The organism is Pseudomonas maioricensis (assembly GCF_022790535.1).
Taxonomy (GTDB): Bacteria; Pseudomonadota; Gammaproteobacteria; order Pseudomonadales; family Pseudomonadaceae; genus Aquipseudomonas; species Aquipseudomonas maioricensis.
The window spans coordinates 142,387-162,724 of sequence record NZ_LOHG01000011.1; the positions used below are offsets into that span (position 1 = coordinate 142,387).

The 20,338-nt window shown below is 57.2% G+C and carries 15 protein-coding genes; 4 read left to right on the forward strand and 11 right to left on the reverse strand.

What is annotated here, in order from left to right; genetic code table 11:
- Positions 1-150 precede the first annotated feature (150 nt).
- Entirely contained in the window at positions 151-846 is a 696-nt protein-coding gene (locus AUC61_RS18090; RefSeq protein ID WP_243247554.1) for a pirin family protein, read from the forward strand.
- A 265-nt stretch (positions 847-1,111) separates the two neighbouring features.
- Here the strand turns inward: AUC61_RS18090 and pgm are convergent, their stop codons facing one another.
- From pgm to AUC61_RS18110, 4 genes are all read right to left on the reverse strand, one after another.
- Entirely contained in the window at positions 1,112-2,752 is a 1,641-nt protein-coding gene (gene pgm, locus AUC61_RS18095; protein WP_243247555.1) for a phosphoglucomutase (alpha-D-glucose-1,6-bisphosphate-dependent), read from the reverse strand.
- A gap of 130 nt (positions 2,753-2,882) precedes the next feature.
- Complete coding sequence (locus AUC61_RS18100; RefSeq protein ID WP_243247628.1) at positions 2,883-5,117, reverse strand: ATP-dependent DNA helicase; 2,235 nt, start codon at positions 5,115-5,117, stop codon at positions 2,883-2,885.
- A gap of 254 nt (positions 5,118-5,371) precedes the next feature.
- The gene (locus tag AUC61_RS18105) at positions 5,372-6,877 is read right to left on the reverse strand and encodes a hypothetical protein (RefSeq protein ID WP_243247556.1); all 1,506 of its coding nucleotides are present in this window, start codon (positions 6,875-6,877) and stop codon (positions 5,372-5,374) included.
- Between the two features lie 559 nt (positions 6,878-7,436).
- Complete coding sequence (locus AUC61_RS18110) at positions 7,437-8,465, reverse strand: zinc-dependent alcohol dehydrogenase family protein (protein WP_243247557.1); 1,029 nt, start codon at positions 8,463-8,465, stop codon at positions 7,437-7,439.
- Positions 8,466-8,968: 503 nt separating this feature from the next.
- On the opposite strand from AUC61_RS18110, the gene AUC61_RS18115 reads away from it, so the two are divergent.
- Positions 8,969-9,883: a LysR family transcriptional regulator gene (locus AUC61_RS18115; protein ID WP_243247558.1), complete on the forward strand. Its 915-nt coding sequence runs from the start codon at positions 8,969-8,971 to the stop codon at positions 9,881-9,883.
- A 120-nt stretch (positions 9,884-10,003) separates the two neighbouring features.
- On the opposite strand, the gene AUC61_RS18120 is transcribed toward AUC61_RS18115, so the two are convergent.
- Complete coding sequence (locus AUC61_RS18120) at positions 10,004-11,254, reverse strand: MFS transporter (protein ID WP_243247559.1); 1,251 nt, start codon at positions 11,252-11,254, stop codon at positions 10,004-10,006.
- A gap of 102 nt (positions 11,255-11,356) precedes the next feature.
- On the opposite strand from AUC61_RS18120, the gene AUC61_RS18125 reads away from it, so the two are divergent.
- The gene (locus AUC61_RS18125; protein ID WP_243247560.1) at positions 11,357-12,325 is read left to right on the forward strand and encodes an AraC family transcriptional regulator; all 969 of its coding nucleotides are present in this window, start codon (positions 11,357-11,359) and stop codon (positions 12,323-12,325) included.
- A gap of 21 nt (positions 12,326-12,346) precedes the next feature.
- Here AUC61_RS18125 and AUC61_RS18130 read toward each other — a convergent pair whose 3' ends face one another.
- The 6 genes from AUC61_RS18130 to AUC61_RS18155 all read right to left on the reverse strand — a co-directional run bounded on the left by AUC61_RS18130 (position 12,347) and on the right by AUC61_RS18155 (position 18,223).
- Positions 12,347-13,108: an SDR family oxidoreductase gene (locus AUC61_RS18130; protein ID WP_243247561.1), complete on the reverse strand. Its 762-nt coding sequence runs from the start codon at positions 13,106-13,108 to the stop codon at positions 12,347-12,349.
- 29 nt (positions 13,109-13,137) lie between these two features.
- A complete protein-coding gene (locus AUC61_RS18135; protein WP_243247562.1) occupies positions 13,138-13,965 on the reverse strand; it encodes a DMT family transporter in 828 nt (275 codons plus the stop codon).
- A 74-nt stretch (positions 13,966-14,039) separates the two neighbouring features.
- Complete coding sequence (gene gcvA, locus AUC61_RS18140) at positions 14,040-14,945, reverse strand: transcriptional regulator GcvA (RefSeq protein ID WP_243247563.1); 906 nt, start codon at positions 14,943-14,945, stop codon at positions 14,040-14,042.
- A 215-nt stretch (positions 14,946-15,160) separates the two neighbouring features.
- Complete coding sequence (locus AUC61_RS18145; protein ID WP_243247564.1) at positions 15,161-16,681, reverse strand: tripartite tricarboxylate transporter permease; 1,521 nt, start codon at positions 16,679-16,681, stop codon at positions 15,161-15,163.
- An 11-nt stretch (positions 16,682-16,692) separates the two neighbouring features.
- The gene (locus AUC61_RS18150) at positions 16,693-17,184 is read right to left on the reverse strand and encodes a tripartite tricarboxylate transporter TctB family protein (RefSeq protein WP_243247565.1); all 492 of its coding nucleotides are present in this window, start codon (positions 17,182-17,184) and stop codon (positions 16,693-16,695) included.
- Between the two features lie 64 nt (positions 17,185-17,248).
- Entirely contained in the window at positions 17,249-18,223 is a 975-nt protein-coding gene (locus tag AUC61_RS18155; RefSeq protein ID WP_243247566.1) for a tripartite tricarboxylate transporter substrate binding protein, read from the reverse strand.
- Positions 18,224-18,956: 733 nt separating this feature from the next.
- On the opposite strand from AUC61_RS18155, the gene AUC61_RS18160 reads away from it, so the two are divergent.
- Entirely contained in the window at positions 18,957-20,291 is a 1,335-nt protein-coding gene (locus tag AUC61_RS18160; RefSeq protein WP_243247567.1) for an MFS transporter, read from the forward strand.
- Positions 20,292-20,338 lie beyond the last annotated feature (47 nt).

Consider the following 20,338-nt stretch of genomic DNA (forward strand, 5'->3'; position numbering starts at 1 on the left):
AACGAATCGGATTAATCGATTGGTTAAAGCGATTATTTACGCTTTTTATCGATAATTATTTGATCAATCATAGCTGCCATCAACAACCGAACAACGTTCAGCAGCCCCGGGCTCACATTCACCGCCCGCTACTGCACAGGAGGCCACACCATGCTGCAATTACGACCTTTCAACACTCTGGGCGGCGCCAACCACGGCTGGCTGGACGCACATCACCATTTCTCGTTCGCCGAGTACTATGATCCAAAACGCATGAACTGGGGTCAGCTGCGAGTCTGGAACGACGACGTGATCCAGGCCGGGACGGGCTTCCCGAAACACCCGCATCGGGACATGGAAATCATCACTTACGTCCGTGAAGGCGCCATCACTCACGAAGATAATCTGGGTAACAAAGGCCGCACCGAGGCTGGCGATGTTCAGGTCATGAGTGCTGGCACCGGTGTCGCCCATAGCGAATACAACATGGAACCGACGGCAACCAAGATCTTCCAGATCTGGATCATGCCCAACGAAACCGGCTCAGCGCCTTCCTGGGGTGCCAAACCGTTTCCAAAAGGCGACCGCGAAGGCTTCGTGACCCTGGCCAGCGGCAAGTCTGGTGATGATGTGAGTCTGCGTATCCGCGCTGACGCACGTCTGGTTGCTGCCAACCTGAAAGCCGGTGAAACCGCCGAATACCACATGGATGCGGGTCGACGCGCTTACCTGGTGCCTGCTACCGGCAGCATTGAGGTCAACGGTCTGCAAGCAAACGCCCGAGACGGCGTTGCAGTAGAAGAAGAGCGTGTGCTGCGGGTAACGGCCATCGACGACAGCGAAATCGTGCTGGTCGATGTGGCCTGAGTCTTGAGCAAACGCTGTAACACGAAAAAGCCCGGGCTCTCGCGAGTCCGGGCTTTTTTGTACATGCGCTATTGATCAGCAATCACTCAGCCTGCGTCTTGCCCAGATTACCGGTAGGAGCGAATTCATTCGCGAAGAGGCCGGTACATCCGCAGCTGATGTACCGCCTGAACCACCGCCTTCCCGAATGAACTCGGTCCTACCGGTCAACGTACATCAGACGATCCATGGACTCCGCGCCCTTCCCTGTAGATCGCTTATTGCATCAGGCAATCGCTGCATCCACCAACACCTGAGCTTCTGCGACCAGGCGCTTGAGGTGGTCTTCTCCGACGAAACTCTCGGCGTAGATTTTGTAGATGTCTTCGGTGCCCGATGGACGCGCTGCAAACCAGCCGTTTTCAGTCATCACCTTCAAGCCACCAATCGCCTGGTTATTGCCTGGAGCGTGGCTGAGGACACTTTGAATGGCCTCACCTGCCAACTCAGTCGACTTGACCTGGTCCGGCGACAATTTACCCAGTGCAGCTTTTTGCTCAGGACTGGCTTTGGCCTCGACACGTGTGGAGAACGGCTCGCCCAGTTCCTGAGTCAGGGAATGATAGATTTCGCTCGGGTCACGGCCTTTGCGGGCAGTGATTTCCGCGGCCAACAGCGCTGGAATCAGACCATCCTTGTCAGTGGTCCAGACCGTACCGTCTTTGCGCAAGAACGAGGCACCGGCACTTTCTTCCCCGCCAAAGCCCAGCGAGCCATCGAACAGCCCTTCGGCAAAGAACTTGAAGCCCACCGGCACTTCATACAGACGGCGCCCCAGGCGTGCAGTGACCCGATCAATCATCCCGCTGCTGACCACGGTTTTGCCGACAGCAGCATCGGCGCGCCAGTCAGGACGATTCTGGAACAGGTAATCAATGGAAACGGCCAGATAGTTGTTAGGCGCCAGCAAACCACCGCTCGGCGTCACGATGCCATGGCGATCGTGGTCAGGGTCACAGGCGAACGCGACCTGATACTTGTCCTTCAGGCCAATCAGGCCCTGCATGGCGAAGTTTGACGATGGGTCCATGCGAATGCGTCCGTCCCAGTCAACGCTCATGAAGCGGAACGTCGGGTCAACAAACTGGTTCACAACGTCCAGATTCAGGCCGTAGTGTTCACCGATTGCCGACCAGTAACGCACGCCTGCGCCTCCCAGCGGGTCGACGCCAAGACGCAGACCTGCGCTGCGGATCGCGTCCATGTCGATCACGTTCTTCAGATCGGCAACATAGGTATTGAGGTAGTCATGGCGGTGTGTCGTATCAGCACGCAACGCTTTTTCATGGCTGACGCGGCTAACGCCAAGTACTTTTTCAGCCAGCAGTTCGTTGGCCTTGGCTTCAATCCATTTGGTGATATGGCTGTCAGCCGGACCACCGTTTGGAGGGTTGTACTTGAAACCGCCGCTTTCAGGGGGGTTATGCGACGGGGTGATGACAATACCGTCAGCCAGGCCGGATGTGCGGCCACGGTTGTAGCAAATGATCGCGTGGGAAACCGCCGGGGTCGGGGTGTACTCATCACCCTCGGAAATCATCACCTGCACGCCATTGGCGGCAAGGACTTCCAGAGCGCTGGCCGCGGCTGGCGTGGACAAGGCATGTGTATCGGCGCCGAGGAACAACGGGCCGTCGATACCATTGGCCTGACGATAAAGACAAATCGCCTGACTGATTGCCAGAACATGCCACTCGTTGAAACTCAGCTCGAACGAGCTGCCACGATGGCCGGAAGTACCAAATGCCACGCGCTGGGTCGAGATCGACGCATCAGGCTGGCCGGTGTAATAGGCGGTTACCAGTCGCGGAATATCGACCAGCAACTGAGCCGGTGCCAGCTTGCCGGCGAAGGGACTGAGACTCATACAACCTCCATGAAAAAACGGAATAGAAATAAAGCTGGCTGCTGTACTGGCTAGAAATGATCAGCGGCGCGGCAGTTTACTGGCAGTTTGACCTTGCTGCTTGGCTATCGATCCATAAGCCTTTGCTGGATCACACCTGCCACCAGGCCGGCAGTAACTGCCGAACCCTGGGTTCGGCAAAACGATCGTCGATAAGCATGACCACGCCCCTGTCTTGCTGACTCCGAATTACTCGACCCGCCGCCTGCACGACCTTCTGTATGCCCGGATAAAGGTAGGTGTAATCGTAGCCCGCGCCGAACAACACAGCCATGCGTTGTTTGAGTTGTTCATTGACCGGGTTGAATTGGGCAAGCCCCAGTGTCGCAATGAATGCGCCGATCAGACGCGCGCCCGGCAAATCGATACCTTCGCCAAACGCACCGCCGAGGACCGCAAAGCCGATTCCCTGGCTTTCGAGGGTAAAACGATCCAGAAACCCCTGACGCTCGCTTTCGCTCATGCCCCTGGCCTGGTGCCACAGAGGAATGTGCGGATACCGTTGCTGCATCAGGTCAGCGACTTGTTGCTGATAATCGAAGCTGCTGAAAAATGCCAGATAATTGCCCGGCCGCGCTTGAAACTGCTCCGCCAGCAGTTCGACTATCGGGTCCAAAGACGCCTGGCGATGGTTAAAACGGGTGGAGATCCGGCTGATAATCTGCACGTCCAGTTGCTCCCGACTGAACGGTGATACCACATCAACCCACGCGGTATCCGCAGGCAAACCCAGTAGATCGGCGTAATAGTGACGAGGGTTGAGGGTTGCAGAGAACAACACGCTGCTGCGTGCGGCCGTCAACCTCGGCCGAATGAACCGGGCGGGTACCACATTGCGCAGGCACAACCTGGAGCTGCTGCGTTTGCTAGTCAGCGCCCTTTTGCTGATATCAAACACAAAATGCTCGTCGAACAACTCGGCGATCCGCACAAACGCGATCACCTCGAAATAAAAACTCTGCAGCGTGCCAGTAAGCGCATGCGGGTGATCGTTGAAATAATCACCCATGGCCGCCACGCACAGGTTCAGCGTGTGCAGAAACTTGCCTGGGGTTTCGGGGTAAGCCTGATAAGGCGCAAGCTGCTCTTTATGCAGCGCGTTCCATTCCCGGTTTACCCGCTGCAGCATTTTCTGCAAAGCCTCGGGTGCCGTCTGGCGCAGCGCGCTCAGGCTCTGCTGATCAAGGCTGGCGCTGTACATCTGCCGAGCACGCTCCACCATGTTGTGGGCTTCGTCCACCAACACCGCTACGCGCCATTGGTTGAACTGGCTGAGGCCGAACAACAACGCGCTGAGATCAAAGTAATAGTTGTAGTCCGCTATCACCACGTCCGCCCAACGAGCTATCTCCTGGCTGAGGTAGTAAGGACAAACCTCATGGGCGAGAGCAGCCTCACGCATCCCCGCCTGATCCAGCCAGGGACCAGAAAGCGCCGCGTCTCGCGCAGCAGGCAAACGGTCATAGAAACCTTTGGCCAGCGGACAGGAGTCTCCATTACAGGCTTTGTCCGGGTGCTCGCACGCCTTGTCCCGGGCGACCAGTTCCAGCACGCGCAATTTTAGCTCCGGTGCGCTGGTGCGGATGACCGTCAGTGCATCCAGCGCTAACTTGCGGCCCGGAGTTTTAGCCGTCAGAAAGAATATTTTGTCCAACTGCTGGGTCGGCACCGCCTTGAGCATCGGAAACAGCGTGCCAATCGTCTTGCCGATTCCGGTAGGCGCCTGCGCCATAAGACAGCGCCCGGTGCTGACGGACTTGTAAACCGACTCGGCCAAATGACGCTGCCCCATACGAAAGCTGCCATGGGGAAACTTCAGCAGGTTCAATTGCTGATTACGCTCGGCGCTGTGCTGTAGCTCCTGCTTGGCCCAGCGCAAGAAGACACCGCAGTGATGCTGAAAAAACGCCTTCAGTGTTGGCGCCGCGAAGCGCTCCCGAATCAGCGTTTCCTGTTCGGAGTCGACATTGAAATACACCAGCGCCAGGTTCACTTCGGATAACTGCAACTTCTCGCACAACAGCCATCCATAGACCTTCGCCTGCGCCCAATGCAGTTGCCGATGGTTGTCTGGCATAGAGGAAAGATCACCGCGATATGTCTTGATTTCCTCCAGTTGATTAATCGCAGGGTCGTAGCCATCAGCCCTGCCGCGAATCCTGAGTTGTTGATACTCCCCCGAAAGCGAGACTTCAGTCTGGTACCCGGGGCCGCGCCGGGCAGCCACGCTGCGATGCCCGGCGATACCCTCGAGGGCGGTAGGCGAAGGAGTAAAACGCAAATCGAGATCACCGGTTTTGGCGGTGAATTCGCACAGAGCCCGCACAGCAATGAGATAGCGGGCTTGATCAGAGGGATCAGGCGCTAACGAGCGCTGGTCTTCAGCGCTGATCTCAAGCTTCCTTTGAGAAGGGTTAGATGAAGAAATGACGGTCACAACCTGAAATACGAATACTGGATGGGCGTACAGATACCAGCACCGTTCATCTCTGGCAAACAGAAATGGATCGGCGGAGCCTTCAGCATCAGATCCGCCTTACCAGAATCTGCCTCGCCTCATACCAGGCAATGACAGGAAAATCAGCGCCCCGAAAGTATCTCCGCGACCGCACCACCAGTTTGCGGGTCAACCGTCATGACGCGGCCCTTGTCAGGATCAGACGCACGTACGCGGGCAATGATCGATTCCTGATCGTCAAATTCAACCCGGCGTTTGCGATACAGACTTTGCAAACCCTCAAGCGTCAGGCCGCTTATGTCGCCCAGCCATTGCAAAACCTGATCAGGCGCCGCTGAGCCCTGCAAGGCTTTGTGCAAATCGGGCAACGCCACCAGCATGCCTGGATGAAGCCGTCGCAGAAAACCTTCAAGATCCCGTCCTTCATTGACGAAGGGTGAAAACAGCAGGCAGATCAGCTGTGCTTCGCTGACACCAAACCCCTCCTGCGCAAAGGTGGCAGCCAACTCGCGACGCGTGGCAATCCCCTCCTCGCTGGCGTAAGCCTTCATGGCCTGATCAATCAGGCGCTTGGGCATCCCTTTACGGCACATCAACGTTTTGGCCAATTGCAGGTATTCAGCAATACCCTCGGCATAACTGCGGCCCTGAACGTATTGCACTTTCAGACCGCGCATATGCGCCATCAACAGAGGGTTAGCGCAATCAGACTCGCTGAAGCTGAAGGCCAGATCATCAAAGCGGAAGCCCAGAAACTCGGTGAGCAACTTCCAGTGCTCCTCGGCATTACTGACGATCAAATCGGAGATGGCAATAAACGCCGGCGCTCCGGCTTTACTGGTGGCCGTCACGGGAGCGCTCATCGGCTCCGCTGATTCGTCATTCGCCCCATACAGTTCCTGATGGTAGGACTCGCTGATTCTGCCAATGACGCTCAGCATGGCATTGAAGCTCTGGCTTGCCCCGTCCTTGAAACGATACGCCGTACGCGGCGCAAGGCGCATCACCCAAGTGACGTATTGTTTCTGCTCCTTGCGAGAGTCGCCACTGACCACGGCATCCACCCCGCTGCCCCAGGTCGTCGCTCGCTCAAAGAAGCCGGCCAGCCTCAAGTAACAGCTGTTGCAGAACGTGGTCCGACCGTCCCCGGCCGATACATGACCACTGACCAGCATGTCGGAACGATTCTGCTCCCGCGCGGAATAAGAGATAGGCGTATCGGGCTCGAATACCCTGACAATCTCGTGGTCGACCTCCAGTAATTCCACCCTGGGATCGTCGTGCAGGAAAAGTGCGGAATACGTGCGCTGAATATTCCCTAACACCGCGGGCGTAACGCCAGCGTGGCGCATGGTCGCAACGCGCAGATTAAACGTCGCAGGCGAGCGCCCGGCGATGCTCAACTGGGCTGCGCGCAGGAGCGCCACGGTATAGGCGCTGTCCTTGCCTCCGCTGAAGGGGACCATCACATTGAAGCTGGAAATACGCTCGATACCGCCAGCCGCAACGATCAAACGCTGGATAAGCAGCTGCAACGCTGTGCGCTCTGCCCGACGAAAATAACTCAGCAAGCGTTGCAGGACTTGCTGGTAGACGTAATTCATTGCCTGTTCGTGAATAGAGCTCATGCCGTCTCACCTCCTTGTTTTCCACAACGCCGCACGCTGCAAGCACGGATGTTCAAATCGGGCAGCCTTAAAAAATAATCAGCGACCATGACTCATTCCCTGAGTGTTAAGTACCCAACTATTATCGATATTAACAACACAATTACAAGACGGCTTTAAGGAATAAAAATAACAGCGTTAGTGCGTTTAATATCCTTGCTATTAAACGCGTTAGTTTAATTATATGTTTATGCACACTGCTGTCCGGCGCCGTCCTGACTACCGTAAATGTTCAGTGCCACCTCGCGGACACGCGAGCAGCAGCCGTTCATAGAGGGTCCAAAGCAGGCAGCCACTCTGTTTCCGAATCCAGTGTATGAACTCATATTGTTAATGTCATCGCGAAGGGGCCGATGCGGGCGGGATGTTTAAAACAGATAATTCCATCTGTTTTGGGTCTCTGATTGTTTAAGCCAGTAATAGTCTGGCTATCTCCTCTCGTCTAAAACCAAAACCCGCAACGAAAAATGCCCTCCAGAGAGGAAGGCATTTTGACTGCGACTGCATTAAATCTGGTCTATCAGACCTGAGAATCTTCCACTTCAAGGACCGCGCGCCCACCAATCGGACATCCATCCATGTAGCGATGCGCCTGAACCACTTCACTGAGCGGGAAAACACGAGTCTTTAGCGGTGCCAGCACCCGATCGGCCGTCAGTTGGTTGATGTCACGCAGCGCACGTTGCAACGCGGCCTCATCCTGGGTGATGCCCAGCTCCGGCTTGCCGGTGAAGTTGCCCAGGCAATGCACGAAAAACTGGATGTTCTTCTGGAAAGCTGCGCAGGCAGGAAATGGCGTCTGATTACCGCCTTGCAGGCCGTAAAGCACCAGACTGCCACGCGGCGCCAGCACATCACCCATGATCGACATCTGCGGGCCACCCAGACCGTCAAGCACCACATCGACACCGCGGTTATCGGTGTACTTGTTAACGGCCATCAACAAGTCCTGCTCCTCAGTTACCACCACCTTGTCGGCACCCAGAGAGAGCAGATACTCACGAGCATCATCCGTTTTGGTCACAGCGATTACTCGTGCACCCAACGCTTTACCCAACTGTACGAACGATGGGCCTGCGCAGTGACTGGCATCCGTCACCAGCGCCGTCTGGCCTGGCTTGATTCGCGCCAGATCGACATAAGCAAAATAAGCCACCAGCAGCGACGTGTAATGAACACTGGCCTCAACCGGCGTCAGCACGTCGGGGTAACGCGTCAGAGACGTACGGGGCAGGACGATCAGTTCGCCATAAACCGGATGCTGGTTCGGATCCGCTGACGGGAAGCTGGCAACCTTGTCGCCAATTTTCAGATCGTCCACGCCGTCGCCGAGAGCGGTGACCACACCGGCCATCTCGTGGCCGAGGCCAGCGGGAAGCCGTGCCTGGGAAGGAGCCAGATTTTGCCGCCAAAGCACGTCGTACCAGCTGATACCGATTGCCTGGACACGTACCTGTACCTCACCGGGTGCTGGCAACGCGACCGGATGCTCTTCGACCTTGAGCACCTCGGCTGGACCAAACTGATGAAAACGAATCGTGCGGGACATTTCGAACCTCGCCTAGAAAACCTTGATGCCATGAACTCTATCCGGGCTCTGCCGGTAACACTATCAGTGGCTATTAATAGTCGACATGTCTGTCATCGATTGTCATAGGTTTCGCAGGGGTATTCCCGGATCAATCCTGCGACGCCCATGCATCCATAGGCGGCCATTGTTCGCATGTCAGCCAGACAATGCAACCCATAGCGCTGCTGTACGCTTCACCTCACACGGTCTGCTCAGGCAAAAAACGCTGTACTGATTAGGCGCGTCGGCGAGCTGCTCGTTCCATCGACTTGCCGCGCGGTCGTGACGCCCAAGCGATGGGGCGGGCTCAAGGTTAAATTTATGAATGCGTAAATGTAGCGTTTGCTCGTATTATTCACGCCACAGATGTGTAGGAGAATTGCCGCTGGATTATCGGCATCATCCGCCCCGCTTCACTTAACGCTGATAAATGTCAGCTGTTTGCACACCATCGCATTGATCAACGGCTGAGATCTCCCGCCATGAACCGCAACGACCTGCGTCGCGTCGACCTCAATTTGCTCATCGTTTTCGAAACCCTGATGCATGAGCGCAGTGTTACGCGGGCGGCCGAAAAGCTGTTTCTCGGGCAGCCAGCAATCAGCGCAGCGCTGTCACGATTGCGCGGTCTGTTCGACGACCCCTTGTTCGTCCGCACCGGACGCAGCATGGAGCCGACCGCCAGGGCTACAGAGATTTTCGCCCTGCTTTCACCGGCTCTTGATTCGATTTCAACGGCGGTCAGTCGCGCATCGGAGTTTGATCCTGCGACCAGCACCGCCGTATTCCGGATAGGCCTGTCGGATGACGCGGAGTTCGCCCTTCTGCCGTCGTTGCTCAAACGTCTGCGCTCGGAGTCGCCGGGTATCGTCCTCGTGGTCCGCCGGGTCAACTACATTCTGATGCCCGCATTGCTGGCGTCGGGCGAGATATCCATTGGCGTCAGCTACACCAACGACTTGCCCGCCAACGCCAAGCGCAAAGTCTTGCGCAGAAGCAAGGCCATGCTGCTGCGCGCCGACACCATGCCTGGTCCGTTAAGCCTGGAAGACTTCTGCTCCCGACCCCATGCACTGGTTTCATTCGCCGGCGACTTGAGCGGCTTTATCGATGAACACCTGGAAAAAATCGGCTGCAAACGCCACGTCGTCCTCGCCGTACCGCAATTCAACGGCCTGGCAACCCTGCTCACCGGTACCGACATCGTCGCCACCGTGCCCGACTACGCAGCCGCCGTCCTGGCAGCCGCTGGTGGTGTAAGGGCCGAGGCGTTACCGATCGAAACCCAGACCTTCGAACTGCACATGGCCTGGCGTGGGTCGCAGGATAATGATCCGGGTGAGCGATGGTTGCGTTCGCGGATTCAGATGTTTTTTGGGGACCCTGACAGCCTCTAAGCGTCGTCTGGAAGGCTTGTTTATCTTCCTTGAAACAAAGCACCAACTTGACGGTATTCACAAGCCTGTCATGGGTATCTCCTGATTACAGACGGAATCGAGGCGATTCGGCAGACCTGATCAAAGGTGCAACGCAGGCTTGGGCTGGCGAACGCCATGAGCAGAAGGTACGCGGACACGCAGCGCAATCAGCAACGCAGCCAGCAGCATCAGCACAGCCGCCGCGACGAATACGCCTGCGCTGCCACCGAGGCTGAACATTGCACCGCCAGCGGCGGCGCCTGTGGCGATGGCTGACTGCACAGAGGCCACTACCATGCCTCCGGCGCTTTCCGCCTGATCAGGTACCGCGCTGGCGACCCAGTTCGACCACGCCACCGGCACGCCGCCAAAGGCCAGCCCCCAGATCGCCAGCAGTACCGCTTGCCCCGGTACCGAGGCAGGCAACAGCACCAAGGCCAGTGCTGCAACACCGACCAGCGCGGGCATCAATACGAGAGTGGCCAGCGGATGGCGCTCCAGCAGCTTCCCGGCCAACAGCGTGCCGACGAAATTCGCCATACCGAACCCCAGCAGCATCAGCGACAGGCCTTGCGAGCCAATGCCGGTCGTCCCTTCAAGGAAAGGCCGGACATAGGTGAACATCGCGAAGTGGCCACTGTGCACCAGCACGCAACCGAACATCCCCATGGCGATGCCCGGGCGCACCAACACCTCTAAAACGGTGCGCAGTCTTGCCGGCCGACGCGGCGCGAGGCGCGGCAGAGTGAACGACTGAAAAGCCAGGGTCACCATGCCTACCGCCGCCGCTGCAAAGAACGCACTGCGCCAGCCATACAGCCCGCCCATATAGCTGCCCAGCGGCACAGCCACTACCGTGCCGATGGCGATGCCGCTGAAAATGATCGACAGCGCCCGGGGCAACAGAGCACTCGGCACCAGGCGCATCGCTACTGCCGCCGCCATGCTCCAGAAACCGCCAAGGGCAATGCCGAGCAAGATGCGCATCAATAACAGCACCGCGAAGCTGGAGGAAACGGCGACCAGCAGATTGGAGGCGACCATCAACGTGGAAAAGCCCAGCAACACCCAACGTCGGTCGATGCCTCGGGTCAGGCCTGGGACCAACAAACCAGCGAACAGCGCCACCACTGCGGTCACCGTTACCGCCTGGCCAGCCAGCGCTTCGGACACTCCCAGGTCGGTAGCCATCAGGGTCAACAAACTCGCCGGAAGGTACTCAGCGGTCAGTAAGCCGAACACTCCCATTGCCAACGAGAAGACGGCCATCCACGCGGGCGTCGCAGGCTCTACGTCCGCGTCGACGCCGGAATGGCGGTCGGATACGGCGTTACATACACAGTCAGTCATTGCACGGATCTCCCAATCTTCATTACGAACCGAAGTCTAGGCGCCGAAAACCGGATGATCTATGATCCAAAGTCTGTACTTTTTGATCAAAACACCTGAACGATGCCAGCGGATCAGTTTGCTCTCTCCTCGGACCTCATCAACGAGCTGTTGCGCGGCATGCGCTTGCGTGGCGTTGAATACCGGCGTATCCAGACGGGCCCAACATTTGGTTTGGGTTTCGCGGAAAAACCTGGGCACGCTTGGTTCCACTTCATGGCCGTCGGCAATGCGGTGCTGCAAATGGAAGACGGCAGCACCTACGCGCTGTCTGCCGGCAACGCCGTGTTCATCTCCCATGGCGCAGCCCATCAACTGTTTTCCCATCAGGACGCGCCTGTCCAGGACATCGACCGTTTAGACGGCGCGCCCTTGGGTGACACCGTCAGCGCGGTGGATACCGGAACCGATGCCAGCCCCACGCCGAGCACTATTTTGTTCAGTGGTTGTATGGAGTTTGAACTGGGCAGTATTCATGGCCTTGGCCGACTGATGCCGGGCCTGATGCTGATTGATGCAGGCGGTCAGCGTTACCCTGGGCTGGTGCCGATTCTGACCACCATGGAACGCGAGGTCAGCGCTGCCCGTGTCGGCTTCGCCGGTATCCTCGCGCGGTTGGCCGACGTAGTGGCTGCCATGGTCGTTCGCGGCTGGGTCGAGTGCGCCTGCGGCAATGCCTCTGGCCTGGTCGCCGCCTTGCGCGATCCACGCCTGGCCGGTGCACTGCTGGCGCTCCATCAACAACCGGGCCGTGACTGGACCGTTGCGCAGTTGGCAGAGCACTGCAATACCTCGCGCTCGGTCTTCGCAGACCGCTTCCAGGTGACGATTGGCATGGCCCCGCTGCGCTATGTCACCGAACTGCGAATGCGGCTTGCAAGCCAGTGGCTGACCCTCGAAAGGCTACCGATTGAAGAGGTCGCGCAGCGTCTGGGCTATACATCCCAGGCCGCGTTCAGTCGTGCATTCAAGCGCATTACGGGCAAGACGCCTGGATTGAGTCGTAAGGTGAGGCAAGCCGAACGCAGCTAGTAGTTGATCCGTGCCCCAGACTCATTTCCCCCCCGTTACATCAAGGAATGTACCGGTAACGAATGACGCCTCCGCGCTTGCCAGCCATAGAATCGCGCGTGCGACCTCCTCCGGCTGACCACCGCGTCCCATGGGGATCGAGTCCTTGACGCGATCGACCCGCCCCGGCTCTCCGCCACTGGCATGCATTTCGGTATAGATATGTCCGGGGCGAATACAGTTGACGCGTATGCCTTCCCGGGCCACCTCCTTTGCAAAGCCAATGGTGAAGGTCTCCAACGCCCCCTTTGACGCCGCATAGTCGACGTACTCATTGGGACTACCAAGTCGCGCCGAGGCCGATGAGACATTGATCACCACCCCGCCCGGGCCGTTGTGACGGTAAGACATGCGCTTAACCGCCTGTTGGGCACAGAGAATTGGCCCAATGGCGTTGACCGCAAAGATCCGCTGCATCCGCTCGAAGCCGAGGTCCTCCAGGCGTGACTGAGGCGACAGCATTCCCGCGTTATTAACCAAGACGTCAATGCGCCCGAACGTCCGGTCGATGGCCGAGAACAAATCGGCCACCTGTTGGGGATCCGCACTGTCGGCCCGCATCGCCAACGCCCGGTGCCCCAATGCCTCCACATCCGCAACCACAGCAAGCGCTGCGGCCTCGTTTGCGACGTAGCTGATCGCAACGTCATAACCGCTTGCGGCCGCCAGCCGGGCCGTTGCTGCCCCTACTCCACGACTTCCACCCGTGATCAGAATCAGCGGTGCCTGCGAGACGTTGACCATTAAACATAACTCCTGAGCCGTTGGCTGTATTAGCCGATAATGAGGATGCCGCTGGCGATCACTACGCACGCCAGTATCCGGCGGGCGGTGAGCGTCTCGCCGAGAAACAGATAGCCGATCAACGCCGCAAACAGCACGCTGGTTTCCCGCAATGCCGATACCGCACCCAGAGGCGCTTCGTTCATGGCGTAGATGACCATTGCATAGGCGAGCAAGGAGACCAGCCCGCCGACCACAGCAGTCACTGTTCCGGGCCGGACGGAGAACAAGCTGCGAGTGTCACGCAGGCCGATGTAGACAATCGGCATCAGCACGCCCCACAGGGCGCACATCCACACCGTGTAGGCAAGCGGCGCGCCGGATAGCCTGGCACCAATGCCGTCGACCACGCTGTAGGCGGCGATAAAGCCGCCCGTTCCCAGCGCATAGGGCAGGCTGGGAACCGATAGACTGCGGCCTCTGAAAGCCAGCGAAATAATCCCGCCTGACACCAGCGCAATGCCGAGTAATACCTCAGGCGTAATGCTTTCTCCGGCAAACACCGCGGCCCCCAAAGTGATCAGCACCGGCGACGATCCACGTGAAATCGGATAGATCTGCCCCAGGTCGCCGACCCGGTAACTGCGCACCAGAAACAGGTTGTAGCCGACATGCAGCACCCCCGAAAGCACCGCGTAACCCCAACTCTCAATCGCGGGCGGCGCCATGAACACTGCGGCGACGATACTAGTGATGGCGATGGCAATGCACATCACCGTCATGGACCACAACCGATCGGCACCGCTACGCAGCAGCGCGTTCCAACTGGCATGCAGAAGCGCGGCGAAAAGCACGAGGAGGATGATATGAATAGGCATGCGCCACTTTAGGCAATGTGGCACCGGGACTAAAGCGAAGTCTCCTCATCGCAGCATGAGCTAATACTCATAACTCACTCATCCGGTTGCTGGACTTTCAGTGCCTCGCTGACCAGCCATTGGCGAAAGCTGGCGATGTGCGGCTGCGATTCGATGCCCTTGGGGCAGACGAAGTAATAAGCCAATGGCGATGGAAGCGCCACATCAAACAGCCGCACCAAACGGCCATCGCTGATTTCATTCTCGACATGCCCGCTGCGCACCAATGCAACGCCTTGGCCGAGCAAAGCTGCCTCGACCGTCATGTTGGTATCGCCAAATCTGACGCTCTCCCGGAGCGGTAAATAGGCCAGGCCGACGGCTTGAAACCATACCTCCCATTTTGGTACCAACTCGGCACCATCCCGCGTCAGTAGCGGGAAGTGCAACAGTTCTGCAGGGCTCTGCGGAATCCCGACGCGGCGCAACAGTTCAGGGCTGGCCACAGGAAATACCTCCTCCCCAAACAGGAACTCAGAATGCAGACCGGGGTAATTGCCCTTGCCGAGCCTGATCGCAACATCAGCCTGACCGTGAGAAAAGTGGATGACTTTATCCGTGGTGTCCAGCGCGACCAAGAGCTCGGGGTGTTGACGAGAAAGACGCGGCAAGCGTGGCAGCAGCCATTTGAGAGCGAAGGAATAGGTGGTGCTGACGCTGAGTCGAACCCTGTCCTTTTGCTCGCGCAAATCTCCCAAAGTCGCCTCCAGGCTGATGAAAAACTCCCGCACGATGGGCGCCAGCGCAGCCCCCGCTGCCGTGAGGCGTAACGCCTTGCCACGCTCAAACAACTGCACTCCCCACAGGGCCTCAAGATGCTTGAGCTGATGACTGACCGCGCTTTGAGTCACATGTAGCTCTTGTGCGGCCGACGTAAAGGTCAAGTGCCGGGTGGCAGCTTCAAATGCGCGCAAGGTCGCGGTGGGCGGCAGGTCTCTCATAGGGGGCAGTATCCAGCGAGTTAAGAAGAGCGCATACATGAACGCTAGCTCATGATAGAGCTAAACTTACTCGAAACGTGATGGCGACTGCATTGAACGATCTGCCACAAGCACATCCCCAATGTCGCGCATCACTTGCCTGATGGCCTGATCGGCACGGTTCCAATGACTGGCATCGATGCAAAGATTGATGCCAGTCAGTACAACCCCTTAGATCAAGTGCGCAGGATCTCGTCGATGGCACTCTTCTTCGGCCGCATCGCGCTGTAGACCTGCCAAATGATGAAAACCAGCGCCAGTGCCAGGAACGAGGCAGCGATGGGATTGGCAAGGAATGCCAGGAAGTTGCCATCCGACAGCATGAGTCCGCGACGCAAGTTGGTTTCAGCCATAGGCCCCAGAATGAAGCCGATAATGAACGGTGCTGCGGGCATGCCCGCCTTGACGAAGCCATAGCCAAGGACACCGAATAACAAAATCGACCAGACATCGAACAGGCGGCTGGACAAGCCGAAAGCTCCGACGACACAGAGCACCAGAATGATCGGCAGCAAAATGTGTTTTGGCACATCCAGCAGCTTGATGAACAGGCGCAGGCCGTAGAACTCCATGAACAGCATCATGAAGGTGGCGACGATCAATGCAGCAAAGATCGTGTACACCAGCGGCCCCTGGCTTATAAACAGCAGCGGCCCTGGCTGGATACCGTGTATCAGAAAACCGCCGAGCATGATCGCGGTAACGGTGTCACCGGGAATACCCAGTGTCATCAAAGGCATCATGGCGCCGCCGATACCCGCGTTGTTCGCCGTTTCACTGGCAACGACCCCACCGATGTTGCCTTTGCCGTAGGAGTCAGGATCCTTGGCGCGCTTCTTGGCGATGATATACGCCACCAGGTTTGAAGTGCCCGCACCAATGCCCGGCAAAATGCCAATCCCCAAACCTATTAGCGCGGAGCGAAAAGAGTTAGGAATCTGCTCGCGAAACTCTTTGAGTGAGAAACCGAAGCCTTTGATGTTTTTCATGCTCACTGAGCGTGCCTTGCCCTGCTTGGCATATCGGCCGGATTCCGCAAGCTTGATAATCTCGGCGACCGCAAACATGCCGATCATTACCGTGAGCATGGAAAAGCCACCGTTCAGTTCAGGGAAGCCGAAGGTGAAGCGGCGGATCGCTTCAACCGGAGCAATACCCACGGTAGAAACGGCAAAGCCCAATGCGCCCGCGAATAACCCTTTGGCCATGGACCCCGCAGACAGCGTGGCAATCAGGGTCAAGGAGAACACTGCGATCGCAAAATATTCATGAGGACCGAAACGTAATGCGACCTTGGCAAGCTGCGGAGCGATGAACATCAGCGCCGCAATACTGAACAGAGTGCCCAAAAAGGAGAAGACGATGCCAATGCCCAGCGCCTTGACGCCATGGCCCTGCTCCATCAGCGGCCCACCGTCGAACACCGTCGCAATCGATGACGGTGTCCCGGGAATCTTCAGCAGGATCGCCGAGATAAGCCCCCCCGAGGTGGCACCAATGAACAGCGACACCAACAACGAAAGACCGGCCTGAGGCCCCATGGTAAAGGTCAGCGGCAGGCACAGTGCGACGGCCATAGTGGCTGACAGACCGGGCACGGCACCGAAGACGATTCCCACGGCCACGCCGATGGCCATCAGCAACATGATATTGATTGAGAAAACTGCACCGAAGCCTTGCTGTAACAAGTCGAGCATGCGAGATACTCCTAGAAATTCATCAGGCCAGCGGGCAGCATCAAATCGAAGGCCTCGCGGAACAGCAGGTAGATGACGGCCGAGGTCGCCAAGGCGATCAGGGCGTAAGTGACGTGTCGTACCTTCTGGTCGTGCGGCGTCAACACGATGAACTGCAGATACAGATAGACCACCGTCATGATCGGAAAACCGACCGGATTCATCAACGCGATATAGCCCACGATCAGGGCTAGCGTCTTGACCACGGTTTTCACATCAACAGCAGTGCTCGTCTCCTCTACATCGACCTGGGGGAGGTTGTCGGCCGGAGCTTGAGGTGTGGAAAAAACACTGACGAGCTGTATGACGGCAAGGAGGCCGAGCATCCCCGCCAACAGCGCCGGAACGAAAGCCGCATCGATACCGGAGTGAGTCGGTAGTTTGAGCGTCATGAGTAAGTAGCCGAGCGCGGTGCCAAACATGGCAGCGCCGATAATCAGCTCTTTTTTCTTGCAAGTAGCCATCGAAAGACCTCAATAAATAGTCCAAGCGCTACGGGCTGGCGATAAGGCCAGCCCGTCTCAGGTGTCACTTGGTGCGCAGAACATCCTTGAATTGCATGAAGTCGTCGCGGGTCTTGGCAAGGATTTTCTTGGACTCTTCGGTGCCGTAATAAGCAACCGGCTGCTTGAACTTCTTCAGTTCCTCGGCGTATTCGGGCATTTCGCTGATCTGCTTCATGATGTCTGCCATCTTGCTCACAATCGCTACGTCAGTACCCTTCGGGAACGCTACGACATAAGGCTTGTCGATGGTGAAGTCGACACCTTGCTCCTTGAAGGTCGGGACGTTATCCAGCATAGCGTTGCGTTCGTCATTAGGCTGACCCAGCGCGACCATTTGCCCGCCGTTGACGTAGTCTTGTACTGAGCCGTAACTGATGGCGCCGAGGTCGATACGCGCGCCAAGCAGTGCGACAACTTTCTCCGATACGGTGCCGGCATCAACCATCTTCAGTTTGACCCCGGTGATTTTCTCGAACATCAGGCCCTGAATATGCGAGAAGTTACCCATCTCGGTGCCGTAGGTAACGCTTTCTGGCTTGGCCTTGGCCTTGGCGATAAGGTCCTTGACGCTGGTCACTCCGGACTGAGTAGAAGCTACGAATACCGCGCCCTTGTCGACCCCGGCAATGCAGGAAACATCAAACGCTTCGAAGCTGTCATCTGAGAGCCCCGCCACTTCGTTAACGATCAGTTGCCCTGGATGTGTGAAGAGGATGGTGTTCCCGTCCGCTGCTGCACTTTTCACCTGCTCAGCCGCCAGCGTGCCACCGCCTCCGGCAACGTTGGTTACCACCATGGTGGTGCCGGTGATCTTGTTGAAATACTTGGCCATCATGCGGGCATTGAAGTCGGTATCACCGCCGGGGTTGGCGATGACGACGACTTGCACCGAGCGCGTCGGCCATTTCACATCCGCTGCGAAGGCCATGCTGTTTGAAGTGATAGCACCCATGCCAACAAGTGCAGAAAGGAGAGAGACTCGAAGTGTTTTTATCATTGGAATGCTCCGGTTTTAAAAAACTGACCGAACTTGTGGGCTCGGCGAAGTTGTAACTCTTTATGTCAGAACACCGACTTACATACCGGTGATCGCTATTAGGGGTGGGTGCATTAGGCGTTCAAGGCGTTTCCCGTCGGGGCGCAGGTCGCTACTGCACAGATCAGAAACAGTGCATCGACCGCTGATCAATGAACGCACAGTCGTCCGCGAACTGCTGGCTGGCAAAGACTTGTGTGTGGAAGGTTGGAGATGCTGTGCGCCCTGCTCTGCCGGGCTTTGCGGCCAAACCACGGCATGCTCTAGGCGTGAACATAGATGGGGAATCAAGGAATACTGCGTGTTGCTTTCAAGACGCGCGACGAGGGTCGTCAGCATGATCTGAGCCTCAATTATTATTATTTTTTGTCATATGTTGTCATATGACTTGAGCTTTTCTACCAAGCAGCCGCACTGCTGTCAATGTGCAATCGGCTGGTGAAAAATACCTTTCAACTGTCTGCCATGAACTGCGGACATAGAAGCGCTATGGTTTCAATCCCACAATTGAAGACATTCAGGCACGAATAACTTCAGATCATTTAAAGGATGTGTTTTTTCGAGTCGTACGATAACTTACCCAGTCTCGGACTATCCCTGCTCATGCTGACCAGGCGAGCAGGCGTCACCGGTCAGCTTCGCGGAGTCGAAAACAAAAATAACAACGTGTTCGATCATTGGAAGATCAAGCCATATGCCTGAAACCAAACCGGGCCGGGTCCGTTACTCGATCCTGCTGATGCTGTTTTTTGTCACATCAGTGACGTTCGCCGACCGCTCCAGCCTGTCCATTGCCGGTTCTGCCTTGCAGGCTGATTTAGGAATTGACGCGCTGACCCTCGGCTATATTTTCTCGGCGTTCGGCTGGGCCTACGTGATCGGCCAGATTCCTGGAGGCTGGCTGTGCGACCGCTTTGGTGCGCGTCGGGTGTACGGCATCGCGCTGTTCAGTTGGTCGCTATTTACCCTGTTACAGGGGTTCGTCGGCGTGTTACCGCTGAGCTGGACAATCGTCAGCCTGTTCCTCCTCAGGATGGCGGTGGGCTTTGCCGGCGCCCCCTGTTTCCCAGGTAACGCCCGGATAATTGCCGCCTGGTTTCCAAGCGCAGAGCGCGCCACGGCAACTGCCATTTCGAGTTCAGCGCAATACTCTGCCACGGCGATCTTCGCCCCCTTGATGGGCTGGGTCGTCCAGGCTATGGGCTGGCAGTACGTGTTCATCGTGCTCGGTGGATTTGGTCTGCTGTTCAGCATCCTCTGGTTCAGGGTCATCCACGGGCCACGTGAGCATCCGACAATCACCCAGGCCGAATTCAGCCATATAGAATCCGGCGGCGGATTGCTGGACCTTGAGCCTCGCGTTGGCGATACCACCGAATCGCAGTGGCGTTACCTCAAGTTGCTACTGAGCCACAGAACGCTGATAGGCCTTTATCTAGGCCAATACTGCAACAATGCGATTACCTATTTTTTCCTGACGTGGTTCCCTGTCTATCTGGTACAGGCGCGCGGCATGACCATCCTCTCCGCCGGTTTCTTCACGGCGTTACCAGCGATCAGCGGTTTCGTGGGTGGCGTCCTGGGAGGTTTGATATCCGATGGTCTGCTGCGTCAGGGCTATTCCCTGACACTGGCGCGCAAGCTCCCCATCGTCTGTGGTCTGCTGCTGTCTAGCAGTATGGTGCTGTGCATTTACGTTCAAAGCGACGCCGCTGTGGTCGGGCTCATGGCCCTGGCTTTCTTTGGCAAAGGCTTCGGCTCGCATGGCTGGACTTTAGTCGCCGATACCTCGCCGCGTCAGATCATCGGCCTCTCGGGCGGTCTGTTCAACACCTTTGGCAACTTGGCGGCGATAACCACCCCAATTGTGGTTGGCTATCTGGTCAGTCGCACCGGCTCGTTCGATTCGGCGTTGGTTTACGTCGCGGCCAATGCTCTGCTGGCGGTGTTTTTCTACCTGGTTGTGGTGGGCCGTATTTACCGGATCGATCTGGAAAAAGGGGCGAGCGATTCGGCCGTAAAGGATTGAACTCATCAGTGTTCATTTTGGGCTAACAATAAAAAGGAGCGTGTCAT

Bases quoted from the DNA above. Each gene is read 5' to 3' on its own strand.
- AUC61_RS18090 (WP_243247554.1), top strand. From the start codon at position 151: ATGCTGCAATTACGACCTTTCAACACTCTGGGCGGCGCCAACCACGGC.
- pgm (WP_243247555.1), bottom strand. From the start codon at position 2,752: ATGAGTCTCAGTCCCTTCGCCGGCAAGCTGGCACCGGCTCAGTTGCTG.
- AUC61_RS18105 (WP_243247556.1), bottom strand. From the start codon at position 6,877: ATGAGCTCTATTCACGAACAGGCAATGAATTACGTCTACCAGCAAGTC.
- AUC61_RS18110 (WP_243247557.1), bottom strand. From the start codon at position 8,465: ATGTCCCGCACGATTCGTTTTCATCAGTTTGGTCCAGCCGAGGTGCTC.
- AUC61_RS18115 (WP_243247558.1), top strand. From the start codon at position 8,969: ATGAACCGCAACGACCTGCGTCGCGTCGACCTCAATTTGCTCATCGTT.
- AUC61_RS18120 (WP_243247559.1), bottom strand. From the start codon at position 11,254: ATGACTGACTGTGTATGTAACGCCGTATCCGACCGCCATTCCGGCGTC.
- AUC61_RS18125 (WP_243247560.1), top strand. From the start codon at position 11,357: ATGCCAGCGGATCAGTTTGCTCTCTCCTCGGACCTCATCAACGAGCTG.
- AUC61_RS18130 (WP_243247561.1), bottom strand. From the start codon at position 13,108: ATGGTCAACGTCTCGCAGGCACCGCTGATTCTGATCACGGGTGGAAGT.
- AUC61_RS18135 (WP_243247562.1), bottom strand. From the start codon at position 13,965: ATGCCTATTCATATCATCCTCCTCGTGCTTTTCGCCGCGCTTCTGCAT.
- gcvA (WP_243247563.1), bottom strand. From the start codon at position 14,945: ATGAGAGACCTGCCGCCCACCGCGACCTTGCGCGCATTTGAAGCTGCC.
- AUC61_RS18145 (WP_243247564.1), bottom strand. From the start codon at position 16,681: ATGCTCGACTTGTTACAGCAAGGCTTCGGTGCAGTTTTCTCAATCAAT.
- AUC61_RS18150 (WP_243247565.1), bottom strand. From the start codon at position 17,184: ATGGCTACTTGCAAGAAAAAAGAGCTGATTATCGGCGCTGCCATGTTT.
- AUC61_RS18155 (WP_243247566.1), bottom strand. From the start codon at position 18,223: ATGATAAAAACACTTCGAGTCTCTCTCCTTTCTGCACTTGTTGGCATG.
- AUC61_RS18160 (WP_243247567.1), top strand. From the start codon at position 18,957: ATGCCTGAAACCAAACCGGGCCGGGTCCGTTACTCGATCCTGCTGATG.